Genomic DNA, 14018 nt, shown 5'->3' on the forward strand with positions numbered 1-14018 from the left:
TTTTATAAAATTGTATGGGAGTAGATCAGGATGAAAATTGAGAGTGTCTCTCAACTTCCTTCTCAACTCCATGATAAGGTTAGAGCGGATATTCAAAGTGATGCTCCAACTGAAGTGGGGAATACATACAATAGAAATATGCAGCTCAGCGAGAAGGAAATAAAAAATCGTATAGAACAAGGGAATCGTATGCTGGTGAAATCTGATACCAGGTTAGAGGTTTCCTTTCATAAAGAGACTAACCAGATGATGATTAAACTCATTGACACACAGACGAATGAGGTAGTTAAGGAAATACCGCCAGAAAAATGGGCGGATTTAGTATATAACTTGTGTGAACAGATGGGTATCTTTGTTGATATCAAAGTTGGTAAAGGAGGTGTGGTATGAGTATTAGTACTAGTAGTATTAAATTTACTGGGATGGCATCCGGTATAGACACGGAGAAAATAGTTACGGATTTAATGAAAGTAGAGAAGCTTCCACTAACTAAGTTGCAACAACAAAGACAGACACTTATGTGGAAGCGAGAGCAATATCAAGAGACTAATTTACAATATTCATCCTTGAGAAACTTAGCCGATGGACTGCGCTTTGAATCATCTTTTGATGCTAAGGTAGCTACTTCTAATAACTCAACTATAGTTACTGCCCAATCCACTACTGGTGCTGTAGAGGGCAGCTACTCTATCAAAGTCAATGAGCTCGCATCTACTGCAGTGGTAGCTGGTGAATCATTGGCTGCAGGTACGACATTGACTCAAACAGGGCTTACTGAAGGGAAGTTTACGATAACGGGTCCTGGCGGTCCCAAGGAAATTACAGTAACCAGTACTTCCACAAGACAGTCCGTAATAAATGATATTAATAATGCGGGTATTGGAATTACAGCGAGTTACGATGCGACGAATATGAGACTCATGCTTTCTACTAAGCAAACTGGTGCAGCGGCATCAATCACTATTGATGACACTGCAAATGTCCTAAAATCAAACTTAGGGATTGGAACAACAGCATTGACTTCGGGGAAAGATGCTAATGTGGAAATAAACGGCGCTGCTATGAAAATGGCCACTAACACCTTTAATTTCAATGGCGTTACCTTTTCATTAAAAGGAACCTCAAGTGCGGCTGTTTCTGTAGACGTTGCACAGGACACGGAGAAAATTGTTTCTAAAATTACGGATTTTGTAAATAAATACAACGAATTGATCGATAGCATTAAGTCAAAGCTGGATGAAAAACACAATCGCGAATATGCTCCTCTAACTGAAGAACAAAGAGAAGCAATGACTGAAAGTCAAATTACGATCTGGGAATCCAAAGCTAAAAAAGGCTTGCTAGCTAACGATGATATGCTAGAATCAACACTGTCAACTTTAAGAAATTCATTTATGAATCAAGTCAAGGGGTTACCTATCGGTAAAAACACATTAAGTTCCATAGGTATTGCAACAGCCAGTGGAAAAGATGCATACAAAGAGAACGGGAAGTTGCATATCGATACTGTTAAGTTGAAAGAAGCATTGGCTGCTGATCCGGAAAGTGTTAAAGCGTTATTCTCCAAAGCTTCAACAAGTGACCCCAAACTCAAGTCAGAGATGGGATTCGCAGAAAGAATTAAACAAGATTTAGATCAATCCATTTCCAACATGGCGCGTAAAATTGGTTCGAGCTCTCAATCGGAAACAGTAGATAGCAGTTTAATGGGAACCGAGTTAAAGTACTTGAATACAAAAATTTATAGTACTGAAGATAAGGTGACTGCTGCCGAGACAAGGTATTACAAACAGTTCGCTGCAATGGAAAAGGCTATCCAAAACCTGAACAATAAAGGGTCTTGGTTGACTTCACAATTAAGTTCAAGCTAATCTTCAGACTTTACAATGTAAGAGGGGATATTCATGTCCATATTAAATCATCAGTTAAACTATCTAAAAGTCCGGGTCGAAACAGCAAGCCCAGGGGAACTTACTTTGATATTGTATGAAGAGTTTTGCAAGAAAATTATGATATCTAAGAACCTCTTGTCTAAAGGGTTATTAGATGAGATGAAGGTTCAAGTTTTCAAGGCGAAAGATATTTTAAATGAATTCATTATTACACTAAATATGGATTATGATATCTCTCACAATCTCTACGAGCTTTATATTTATTACAATAATAGATTGGCTAGTTTTTTGGTATCCAAAGATGTTGCTATTCTAGACGAGGCACTTGAATTTGGATACCTCATGACTGAAACCTGGAAGGCAGCTATGCAGTCGTTAAAGCCAGGGAATATGTCATGATGAATGCAATAGACATTGAGGAGCTCTCCAATCTTCGGAAAATCAAAAATCTTTATCAAGAAATACTTCTGAAAATGGACTTGGAATACTTTTTTTCAAAAGAGGCTGAAGTAGAAGAGTTATTCCAGCGAGTGTATCTAACTCAAAGGAATACTCCTTCTTCTGCTGAGCGAATTGAACTATTAAAAGACATTCATCTTATGAACTCACGTATTACAGAGTTTGTACAAATCAAAAAAAACAGGCTGGAAAACCAAGGGAAACTTGTAGAACAGTATTCTTCTTCTTACGGCTCTATTTTTTTTGATAAGAAAGGTTAATGGATTAATAGTAAATAGGAGGGGTAGTATGAAGATAGCGAAAAAATTAACTACACTATTACTTTCAGTGCTTTTAGCTTTATCAGGCGTTGCAGGACTCGGAGGAGGAAATGCTTCAGCAGCAGTGGCAGACTATGTATCAGTAACCAAAACGGTTAATCCAACATCTATAACTGTTGAAGAAGAAGCGGAAGTATCATTAAATATCAAAGGGACACCTCCAGTAGATGTTGTTATGCCCAATGATGTCATATTGATCATTGATAAATCAGGGAGTATGACTACAGATAACCGTATTAGTGCAGCTAAAAGTGCTGCTAAAGGTTTCATTGACTTGATGGATATGACAAAACACCAAGTAGGTATTGTTGATTTCAGTTCAGCCTCAACAGTTTTTCCTATGACTACTGATAAAACTGCAGCAAAAGCATATGTAGATACTATTGCTGCTAATGGTTCAACGGCCACAGGAAGCGCGATTCAAACTGCAGTTACTGAATTAAGCAATCATAGACCAGAAGCGCAACCAGTTATTGTTCTTATGACTGATGGAGATGCTACTGTCCCTACTGGTACAGCTTATGAGTACGCACTAGAACAAGCGCAGATCGCAAAAGATGCGGGGATTGTATTTTATACTATTGCACTGCTAGGACCTAATGATAATCCTGATACAAGTGGACCGAATGCTTTGCTGAAGAAAATGGCGACTACGGACGCGCATCATCATTTTGTACTCGGATCTACTGGATTGTCTGATATATATGCAGCAATTGTAAAGGAAATTGGGGTTGCAAGTGCCTATAATGTAGTGGTTACAGACACAGTAGCTCCAAATTTTGAAATTGTACCTGGAAGCTATACTAATAATATCCCACAACCAGTACAAAATGGCAATACGTTGACATGGAGTTTTTTGGAATTGAAGAATAGTGACCTTACTTTTAAATATAAGATTAGACCGATAGATAAAAGTAAATATGGCACTTTTCCTGTTTCGACAACCTCATCTGTCATTACTTATAAAGATTATGCCGGATCAGCTCGGTCTAAGTTGATTCCTAATGTATCTTTAGGTGTTAAACTTCTTGCTCCTACAATAACTTCAATTGTAGAAAATAAAGGTCACCCGAAGGGTGGAGAAACCGTCACAATTAATGGTGATAATTTCCAACCTAATCCTACAGTTATGATGGGGACTACACAAGTAACAAATGTTCAGTATATCAGTAAAAATCAGCTTGTGATTACAGCGCTTCCTGGAAAGCAGGGTACAGTATCCATTAAAGTTACAAATATTGATGGGCAGTACGCGACAGGGGATTACACATATTTAGCAGACCCCGTAGTTACAAGTTATACGCCTAAATCTGGACCTTACTTGGGTGGAACAACCATACTTATTTATGGAGACTATTTTATTAATGGTATGAAGATCAAGTTTGGTGATAACTATGCGACTTCTACACATTTCTATAACTCCGGTTATGTATCGGTTGTTACTCCTCCGGCAACAGTGGCTGGAGCAGTGGACATCACATTAGAGAATCCTGATGGTACAAAATTAGTTATACCAAATGGGTTCGCATACGATGAAAAGATTATTACTAAGCTAGCTATAACTGCTGTAACTCCTAATACGGGAAAACTAGCAGGTGGTGAAGTAGTAACGATGGATGGAACGAAATTTGAAACTACTTCAAAAGTATATTTTGGAGATACGCAAGTACCGATCAATATTTTTTATTCGGATAAACGAATAAGAGTCTTGGCGCCAACATCAACCGTTTCGGGACCAGTTGATTTGAAGGTTGTTAATGCGGATGGAGAGACGTTTACTCTTGTTGGAGGATACACCTATGAGGCCCCTCCAGTATTGCCGAATCCAACGATTTCAGCGATTTCACCTAATAGTGGTCAACTTCAAGGTGGGGAAATTGTTTATATTGACGGTACAGGTTTTCAAAACGGGTTAAAATTGTTCATTGGAGATAAAGAGGTTCCTGTAAATGTATTTTATAGTAGTACTAGATTCCGAATTATAGTGCCAGCTACTACTACTTCAGGTACTTTTGATGTTAAAGTCGTGAATCCTGATAGTAAGGAAGTAATTGTGAATGGAGGATACACATATTTAGCACCTCCTCCCAAGGCAGCTCCTACGATTACGGCTATCACACCAAATACAGGACCGGCTACGGGTGGTACATTAGTGTACATTGACGGAACGGGAATTGATGCTGGAGCTACGGTGAAATTTGGAACTAAATCCGTACCGATTGGGACTTACTATAGCGCTACGCGTATTCGTGTATCTTCACCTTCCTCGGATGGTATTTTTGGCCCTGTTAATGTAACGATCACGAATACTGATGGACAAGAAGTTAATGTATCAGGTGGATTTACGTATGAAAAAGTTACACCTACTATTACGGCAATCACTGCTAATAATGGTGCTTTGGCAGGTGGGGAAATAGTTTACGTAGATGGTACGAACTTTGAGTCCACTATGACACTCACTGTTGATGGTGTAGTAGTTCCTGTTAATACATTCTATAGCAGTACACGGATCAGATTCGTTGCACCTAGTAGAAGTACAGCTGGAACAGTACCCGTTGTAATCACACTTCAATCCGGAACTAGTGCTTCTACCACATACACATATAATGCACCTCCTGCGGTAGCAGCACCTAAAATAACAGCTATATCTCCGGCATTTGGTCCTCTCAGTGGTGGTACAATTGTGTATATTGATGGAACTGGATTTACGGCTACATCAAAAGTAATAGTTGGTACTAAAGAAGTTGCAATAAATCGATTCTATACGACACTCAGAATAAGAATTATTGTTCCTGCCGGTACTTCTATAGGGGCTACAGGGTTGAAAGTAGTTAATCCTGATGGACAAGAAAGTAATATTGTCTCATACGAGTATAAATGATCTAACTTGGGAAACAGGGTGTCTAGTGGGCACCCTGTTTCCTGAATATTAGGATTAAAATGGAGTAGGTGACAAAAGGTGATTCCCGTTTCTGTTTGTTTAATTGTAAAAAACGAAGAAAAAAATATAGAACAATGCCTTCGCTCTGTGTTTGCTTTTACCCGAGATATTATTGTTGTTGATACTGGTTCGGGTGATGCTACAATAGAAATTGCTAAGAGATTTACTAACAAAGTATTTAATTTTTGCTGGAATGATAGCTTTAGTGAAGCAAGGAATTTTGCCCTCTCAAAGGCTTCACAACCATATATTCTAATTATGGATGCTGATGAAATCTTTGACCAGAACACTGTAAATAACTTAGAAGTATTTTGCCAAAGAAATGATAATGTAGCTGGAAGAGTAATAATAAGAAATTTGACAAGCCATAATGAAGTGACAAGTACAGAGATTGTTCGGGTTTTTCGGAATGATGGGGATTTTATGTATAAGGGGAGAATCCATGAGCAAGTAATAATGAAAAATGGAAACATACCTGTAACGTGTTCAACGGGGATCATTCTGCTTCATTCAGGGTATTTACATGAAGCAATTGTATTGCAAAATAAAATTAAGCGAAATGTAGATTTATTAGAGATAGAATTGAATGAAGATCCGACCAATCCATATACCTGGTACCAGTTGGGAAAAACACACTATGTGAATAAGAATTATTTGGAGGCAGCTTCAACATTTCAAAGTTCAATTGATTTACTGGCAATTCAGGGTGTGATACCTCAATATGTTTCGAGTTTACTCGTGAATTATGCGTATACTTTGCTTAATCTCAAGGACTTCACCCATCTTTTTGCTATTATAGATACAGGTATTGATCTGTATCCTGATTTTACAGATATATATTTTATCTATGGTGCAGCTTTGTTAGAACTAAAAGATATACAGTATATTGATAAGATACAGGAAGTCTTTAAATATTGCATACAATTAGGTGAACCTGATCCATCTCAATACGAGACTGTTGTCGGTGTTGGAAGTTTCAGGTCCTATTATAACTTAGGAGTATTTCATGAGGCGCGTGGTGATAAGGCAGAAGCAATCTCTTATTATAAAATCGCTGAGGAATGGAACTATACTCCTGCTATAGAGCGTTTAAAATTATTGAAAACAGAGTAGAGAGGATACCTGAAATGACAACTAGATCGATTTCATTATGCATGATAGTAAAAAATGAAGAGAAATATATCGAAAAGTGTCTAAAGAGCGTTGAGGGCATAGTGGATGAGATCATTATAGTAGATACAGGATCTACAGATGCAACACTTGAAATTGTAGGGAGACATACAGACGCTATCTATCATTATAAGTGGAATAATGATTTTGCTGAAGCAAGAAATTTTTCTATTTCAAAATCAAATTCTGACTATATACTGGTTCTGGATGCTGATGAGTATCTAGATGAACAGTTTGTTGATAAAGATGCATTAGTTGCGGATTATTACTTTGTGAAAATTAAAAACTATTTATCTTTAGGGAACGCAGTTAATCACTCAGCGATACGGATGTTTAAGAACCATATTGGTCTTAAATATGATAACAAGATCCATGAACACTTAAATATTAGTAACTTCACAGGGCTTGAGCATGCCTATGCTAATTTCATAATTCATCATGTGGGTTATGAGAAGGGGATTGTCAATGAAAGGAACAAAGAGGATAGAAACTTAAAGCTTCTTCTAATGGAAGTTAAAGAGAATCCATCGGGTTATAGTTATTTCAATCTAGGTGCCCACTATAAAATTTATGGAAACTACCCGAAAGCGGTAGAAGCTTATCAAAAATCTTATAACCTAAGTAGAGGCAATATCTTTATTCCAAAGTTAATTTCAGGACTATCAGAATGTTTAATAGAATTAGATAGGAATGCGGAAGCAATAGCAATATTGAAGGATGCTGTTTTACAGTTTCCTGATTATACGGATTTTTACTTCATAATGGGTCGTGCCTATGGCAAATTAGAATATCTGAACGATGCAGAATTTTGTTTCAAAAAGTGTTTGGAAATTGGAGAGGTGAAGGATGCGAACACAACTTCGTATGATGGAGTTGGGAGTTATCTCTCTCTTGCAAAGTTGGCAGATATACAATTAATTAAAGGGAACAGACAAGAGGCGCTGTCACTACTAGGTGAGGCCATTATTGCTAATAGACACCATGTTGTGACCGTCATGAGATTTTTTGAATTAAACTCTTCACTAAACATGATAGAAAGCAAAACCTATATTGATAAGGTGTTTCCAATTGTTGATTCACAGAGTATGAATTCTTTGTTGAAAATACTATATTTACTCAGGTCTCCGCTTTTAGCGTCGTATATGAGTAGTTATGTGAAACATACGGATCTTCAAATGATTGCAATTAGCAAACAATATTCAGGTGATTACACTGGAGCAAAAGAAGATTTACTCCAAGTAACGCAGATTAATGAAGCAAATGTTGTGGATATTATTTTACTGTGCATTTTGTTGAAGGACTTTGACTTATTAAAGCACCTTCGTAGTAGTATAAACATAAGTAAAAAGGATATGGACATAATTAGTTGTCTAATAGAGAATAAAAACTTGAAGGAACCTGTTAAATCCAAAACGGTTGAAAGTGTTTATTTATTTTGTATCAAACATTTGATTTATCTTAAAGAATTTGACTTGTTTCAATATATGTATGATCAGGCCGTCTTTTTTAGATATGATATACAATTATCATTTGCTAGAACTTTGTATGATTTGGGATTTACGGAAGTTGCTAAAGATTTATCTATCAAAATGAGAGAAAACAAAAACTCTACAGATCGGGTCTTGGAAAGATTTATTGGAGATATTTTCATTGCTGAAGGTAAATATCAAGAAGCATTAAATATATACGAAAAACTTATTAATTCAGATGGAATAGCTACACTTCAAAGAATCTATAACCTTTACAAACTTGTTAATTACAAAGAAGGCTGCGAACAGGCCGTTGAATTAATGATAAAGCAGGGGCACAAATCACAATGGTTGCAGATGGTTTCGCGGGAGGGTTAGCATAACCATTCTTATGTTTTTACTTCTCACACTGTCTTCGATCAGTCTCCCTTAAGAAGCAGTGTAGAGATAAGTAATGTTCTTCGAAATTTCTTGGCCTCTATCAGTAGATAGAGGCTTTACTCATTTTTCCAACTATACTTTTATACCATTAAAACCGATATATCCTATATAGTCTACATACGGTTATTTCTTTGATTTCCGAATGTACAAAATGGAATGAGGAGTTATTATATGACTTTAGATAGTAATAATTTGAAAAACAATATTAAAAATGAAATAGAGAAGTTGGCACAAAAGGGTGATTTTACTGAAGCGAAACTTTTAATTCAAGAATTTAGAAGGGCTATACCCGATAATATCGAAATATTTTCTATTGAAGCAGTGGTTGCGTTAATGGAGGGCAATCTTACATTAGCAGAACAAGTGTTAAGAATGGGGCTTGTATTAGATAAAGATAATGCTGATTTAGTATTTAATATGGCTTATCTTTATGAGTTGAAAAGATTATACAACGAGGCGATAGACACATATTATAGGGCACGAGAGCTAGCTGACGATGATTTGATACAACAAATAGACGCGATAATAACAAACATTCAGAGTAACCAATGGATAGAACCGGATACCGAGCGAAGTTCATCATCTGTGAAAAAGCCTAAAGTTAGTGTAGTTATACCAACCTATAATATGAAAGAATACTTGCAGGAAACAATAAATAGTATATTACTTCAGGATTTTGATGATCTTGAGATCATTGTAGGTGATGACTGCTCCTCGGATGGGACTGATGAGATGATGAAGCAATATGTGCTTAATCCCAAAATCAGGTATATACGGAATGAAGTAAACTTAGGTGCTCAAAAAAATTGTCAAACATTGTTGTATGAAAAAGTGCGTGGTAAATATGTCCTAGGAATTAACCATGACGATTATTTGATTAAATCAGACTATATTAGTAAAGCGGTAGATCTTCTGGAAAAAAACCCCAATGTTTCACTTGTCTTTGCTAATATACAACAATTGAATATGAGCACAGAGCTGATCACGAGCTTAACTAATAATCTTCAAGAGATAACAAATGGAATTGATTATTTTTTGAATTATCAAACAAAAGCCTATCCTCATATTCCTGGTACGTTAACTTCGATTTATCGATTAGAGGATGCTAAGAGTATGGGGTGCCTAGCTGAAGATACATTAAGTCAAGATACCTTTTTATATCTAAAGCTCATGTTAATAGGTGATGTAGGCTTTATTCATGATCATGTAGGGGTTTATAGAGTGCACGAGAAGAGCTTAAGCTACAATATGCCATTGGATAAAGACTTACCTACTATAGAAGAATTTGAACGCCTTTATGGCTTTGGAATCACCAAGGGTTTAAGCAAAGAAAAAATGGATACATGGTTGCAAATTAGAGTATTTCAATATATTCAATGGAGATTTTTGCATATATGGAGAATTAATCGAAAACAGGCGCTAGAACTACTTATGAGTCTTTCAAATCGATATCTTCCTGTATTTAATCTAATCACTTCAAATTTGCAGTGGATAAGTAAATCATAAATGTAAAGGGGTACCCATATGATATATGTTTCAAAGCCCCACCTGCCTAATCAAGAAAAATTCATTTCTTATGTGGCACGTATTTATCGTAGTGGAATTTTAACAAATCATGGTCAACTTGTAACCGAATTAGAAGGAAGATTAGCAGAATATTTAGGGGTAGAAAATATCTTGCTTGTAACGAATGGTACAATTGCTTTAAATGTAGCTTATAAACTATTGGAATTGAAGGGAGAGGTTATAACAACTCCCTTTTCTTTTGTTGCTACTACCAGTAGCTTAGTATGGGAAGGACTTCAACCGATTTTCGCAGATATAGATGAGTCCACGCTAAATATGAATATTAAAGAAATAGAAAATAAGATTACAGATTCAACTTCTGCAATTGTACCCGTTCATGTGTTTGGTAATGGTTGTCAGGTTGAAGAGATAGATGCTATTGCTAAGGCAAATAACCTTAAGGTTATTTATGATGCGGCACATGCTTTCGGAGTTCAGTATAATGGTCAAAGTATACTAAACTATGGTGATGTAGCTACCCTTAGCTTTCATGCAACAAAGATATTTCATACAATAGAGGGTGGAGCTCTAATCATCAAAGATAAAGAATTATATCGTAGGGCTAAAAAAATGATAGATTTTGGTATTGATGGCCCTGATAAAATAGTTGCTGTTGGTATTAATGCTAAAATGAATGAATTCCAAGCTGCAATGGGATTATGTGTACTAGATGATATGGATGAACTTCTTAACAAACGGAAAGGATTATATGAGAACTACGCTAAGGCTTTTGAGATGGACTCACCACGAATTACATTACAAAAACATAACGAGAAATGTACCAATAACTATAGCTATTTTCCAATAGTCCTCGAAGATGAGATATCAATGATGCGTGTCAGAGAACTCTTAATGGATGAGGGAATTACACCGCGTCGATATTTCTATCCTTCGTTAGATAGCCTTGATTACGTGGAATCTGAACATATGCCTGTTTCTGGATCAATAACTAAGAGAATCCTTTGCTTGCCACTATATGATTCATTAGCTTTTGAGGATCAAAAACGAATTATTCAAACGGTAAAAGAGGCTTTATTATGAAAATTGCAGTGATGCAGCCCTACCTTTTTCCCTATATCGGTTATTTCCAGCTAATAAATTGTGTTGATTATTTCATTGTTTATGATGATGTTCAGTATATAAAGGGAGGCTGGATAAATAGAAACAGGATACTACTTAATAAGGATTCTCATTTATTTTCCTTTAGTGTAGAACAAGCTTCTCTTCAACTAGACATAAATAAAAGAGTATACTCAACCAAGCTAGTTGCAGAACAAAAAAAATTCATTAAAACTTTACAGATAGCGTATAGGAAGGCTCCGTTTTGTAATGAGGTTATAGATCTCATAAAAAAAATATTTATTTCAACAGAATTTAATGTCTCCTTGTTTAATGCTAGTCAGTTAAAAGAAATAGCAGATTTTTTAGGTGTTAAAACAAAGTTTCTATATTCATCTGAATTAGACATATCGAGAGAACTTAAAGCTGAAGAGCGAATAATAGATATATGCAAAAAATTGGGGGCAGATCAATATGTTAACCCAATAGGCGGGCAAAGCTTATACTCTAAGGATCACTTCTCGAAGGCAGGAATAGACTTGAACTTCCTGAAGACAAAAGATATTTACTATCAACAACTGGATAATGCTTTTATTCCCTTTTTGTCTATTATTGATGTATTAATGTTTAATTCAAAAGATGAAGTAGTGAAAATATTAAATGAATATGAGCTGATTTGATGAAAGAAATAGGAGGATTCTTTGAGTTAGAAATGGGTTCTCATAAGAAAAGATATCATTTAGATGCAGTTGCTTTAAATAGTGGAAGAAATGCTCTTAAGTATATTTTGATGCAAAAAAAGTTCAATAAAATATTTATTCCGTACTATATATGTGAAAGTATAATTGAACCAATTAAAGAACTAGGAATCGAATATGAGTACTATTCAATAAATGATAAGTTTGAACCCATATTACTTAAAGATATTGAGGATACCGATTGTATATTATATGTGAATTATTTTGGTGTTAATGATAGACAAGTAGAGAAAGTTACTAGCAATATAAAAAATATAATTATTGATAATACACAAGCGTTCTTCTCAAAGCCAATTCAAGGTGTAGATACTTTTTATTCGCCGAGAAAGTTCTTTGGGGTTGCCGATGGTGGTTTCGCATATACAAATTCAACAATTAAAATGGATCTTGAACAAGATGTATCCTATGATAAATATGAATATCTACTTAAAAGAGTAGATATTAATGCCCAAGAAAGTTATTCCCAATATGTAAAGAATGAAGAAGATATGACTAATCAACAGCTTAAAAAGATGTCAAGGGTAACAGAGGCTTTTTTACAAAACATAAATTATGAATCATCTATCATTAAAAGAATAGATAACTTTAAACACTTACATTCATTTCTTGGTAATATAAATAAAATGCATATTGATCTCACACATATTCATGGTCCAATGATATATCCTCTACTTATTCATAGTGCGGATTTAAGGAGTTACTTAATCAATAATAAAATTTACGTTGCGACTTATTGGAAAGAAGTAATGAATATTGTTGAGACAAATACAGTTGAGTATGATTTTGCAAAATATCTAATACCTTTACCTATAGATCAAAGATATGATATCTCAGATATGAATATTATTATTGAATTAATAAGAAATTTCAAGTGAACTGGAGTGAGATTTCCTTGCTGAGTAGTGATGATATAATACCATTGATAAACACTAAAAAAATTGTTGTATTCGGTACCGGCCAAAATGCAGATATATTATTTAAAAATTTATCTTATGATATTTCATATGTCATTGACATGGATAAAGATAAATGGGGGATGAATTTTTATGGAAAAACAATTCATAGTCCCGAAATACTCAGTAAAGAAGATGCATCAAATATATTTATTTTATTGACGTTTTCTCCTTCGGGACCCACTTATCATAAGATATCAAATTTACTAACCAAAATGGGTATGGAGGAAAATAAACACTATCTGTCGATGTATTATGCACTACCCGCAGAATTTCCCTATGAAGAAATAAAACCTCAATCAAATTATGCACCGTGGAAAACAGATGTGGATTTTAATACAGTGTATAATACTATCAGAACCCACACACTAGTCGACAAATATAGATGCTACGAGCTATGGTCATTGGTTGAGCAGGTTTCGAAATTGAGTGGTTCCCTTATAGAGATAGGAGTTTGGAAGGGCGGGACAGGCGCCTTGATTGCTAAAAAGGCAGAGTTATGTGGGATTAACGAGAGAATTTATCTATGTGATACATTTAACGGTGTTGTAAAAACATCACCACAACATGACAGTGTTTATGTAGGGGGGGAACATAGCGATACAAGTGAGGAGATTGTTAAGCGGCTTATTTTTGATAATATGCAACTTAATAATGTAAAGTTACTCAAAGGGATATTTCCTGATGATACTAAAGAGCTAGTTCAGGACCAGTATTTCAGTTTTTGTCATATTGATGTTGATGCATATTTATCAGCTAAAGACATTCTAGAGTGGATCTGGGACAAGATGGTCATTGGTGGGATGGTAGTGTTTGATGATTACGGTTTTATGACATGCGAAGGGATAACAAAATATGTGAACTCCCTAAAACAGGATAAACGATTATTATTTCTGCATAATATTAATGGCCATGCAGTATTAATAAAATTATAGTTGGTAAAATTATAAGACCTGTAGATGAACACCTTGAAAAGAGGTGGTCTTCTAC

12 protein-coding genes are annotated in these 14018 nt (G+C 35.3%); all 12 read left to right on the plus strand.

Annotated features, from left to right (window positions below; all coding sequences use genetic code 11):
- Positions 1-30 precede the first annotated feature (30 nt).
- The 12 genes from ACAN54_RS16495 (at position 31) to ACAN54_RS16550 (ending at position 13963) form a co-directional block, all read left to right on the plus strand.
- The gene (locus ACAN54_RS16495) at positions 31-390 is read left to right on the plus strand and encodes a flagellar protein FlaG (RefSeq protein WP_379157252.1); all 360 of its coding nucleotides are present in this window, start codon (positions 31-33) and stop codon (positions 388-390) included.
- Positions 387-1871, plus strand: coding sequence for a flagellar filament capping protein FliD (fliD, locus tag ACAN54_RS16500; protein ID WP_379157255.1), 1485 nt, complete (start codon positions 387-389; stop codon positions 1869-1871). The genes ACAN54_RS16495 and fliD overlap by 4 nt, the downstream gene beginning before the upstream one ends.
- A gap of 33 nt (positions 1872-1904) precedes the next feature.
- Positions 1905-2291, plus strand: a complete 387-nt coding sequence (locus ACAN54_RS16505; protein ID WP_379157258.1) for a flagellar export chaperone FliS — start codon at positions 1905-1907, stop codon at positions 2289-2291.
- Complete coding sequence (locus tag ACAN54_RS16510) at positions 2291-2611, plus strand: hypothetical protein (protein ID WP_379157261.1); 321 nt, start codon at positions 2291-2293, stop codon at positions 2609-2611. Before ACAN54_RS16505 ends, ACAN54_RS16510 begins: the two co-directional genes overlap by 1 nt.
- A gap of 28 nt (positions 2612-2639) precedes the next feature.
- Positions 2640-5552 (plus strand): IPT/TIG domain-containing protein, encoded by a 2913-nt coding sequence (locus tag ACAN54_RS16515; protein WP_379157264.1) that lies wholly within the window; start codon positions 2640-2642, stop codon positions 5550-5552.
- Between the two features lie 78 nt (positions 5553-5630).
- Entirely contained in the window at positions 5631-6725 is a 1095-nt protein-coding gene (locus ACAN54_RS16520) for a glycosyltransferase (RefSeq protein ID WP_379157267.1), read from the plus strand.
- A gap of 41 nt (positions 6726-6766) precedes the next feature.
- On the plus strand, positions 6767-8629 hold the full coding sequence (locus ACAN54_RS16525; protein ID WP_379157270.1) for a glycosyltransferase: 1863 nt from the start codon (positions 6767-6769) through the stop codon (positions 8627-8629).
- Positions 8630-8863: 234 nt separating this feature from the next.
- Positions 8864-10198, plus strand: a complete 1335-nt coding sequence (locus ACAN54_RS16530) for a glycosyltransferase (RefSeq protein ID WP_379157273.1) — start codon at positions 8864-8866, stop codon at positions 10196-10198.
- Positions 10199-10216: 18 nt separating this feature from the next.
- Positions 10217-11299, plus strand: a complete 1083-nt coding sequence (locus tag ACAN54_RS16535) for a DegT/DnrJ/EryC1/StrS family aminotransferase (protein WP_379157276.1) — start codon at positions 10217-10219, stop codon at positions 11297-11299.
- Positions 11296-11997, plus strand: coding sequence for a WbqC family protein (locus ACAN54_RS16540; protein WP_379157279.1), 702 nt, complete (start codon positions 11296-11298; stop codon positions 11995-11997). The genes ACAN54_RS16535 and ACAN54_RS16540 overlap by 4 nt, the downstream gene beginning before the upstream one ends.
- On the plus strand, positions 11997-12950 hold the full coding sequence (locus ACAN54_RS16545) for a hypothetical protein (RefSeq protein ID WP_379157282.1): 954 nt from the start codon (positions 11997-11999) through the stop codon (positions 12948-12950). Before ACAN54_RS16540 ends, ACAN54_RS16545 begins: the two co-directional genes overlap by 1 nt.
- 17 nt (positions 12951-12967) lie before the next feature.
- Positions 12968-13963 (plus strand): TylF/MycF/NovP-related O-methyltransferase, encoded by a 996-nt coding sequence (locus tag ACAN54_RS16550; protein WP_379157285.1) that lies wholly within the window; start codon positions 12968-12970, stop codon positions 13961-13963.
- The last annotated feature ends 55 nt before the right edge of the window (positions 13964-14018 follow it).

Source organism: Paenibacillus diazotrophicus, assembly GCF_042610465.1.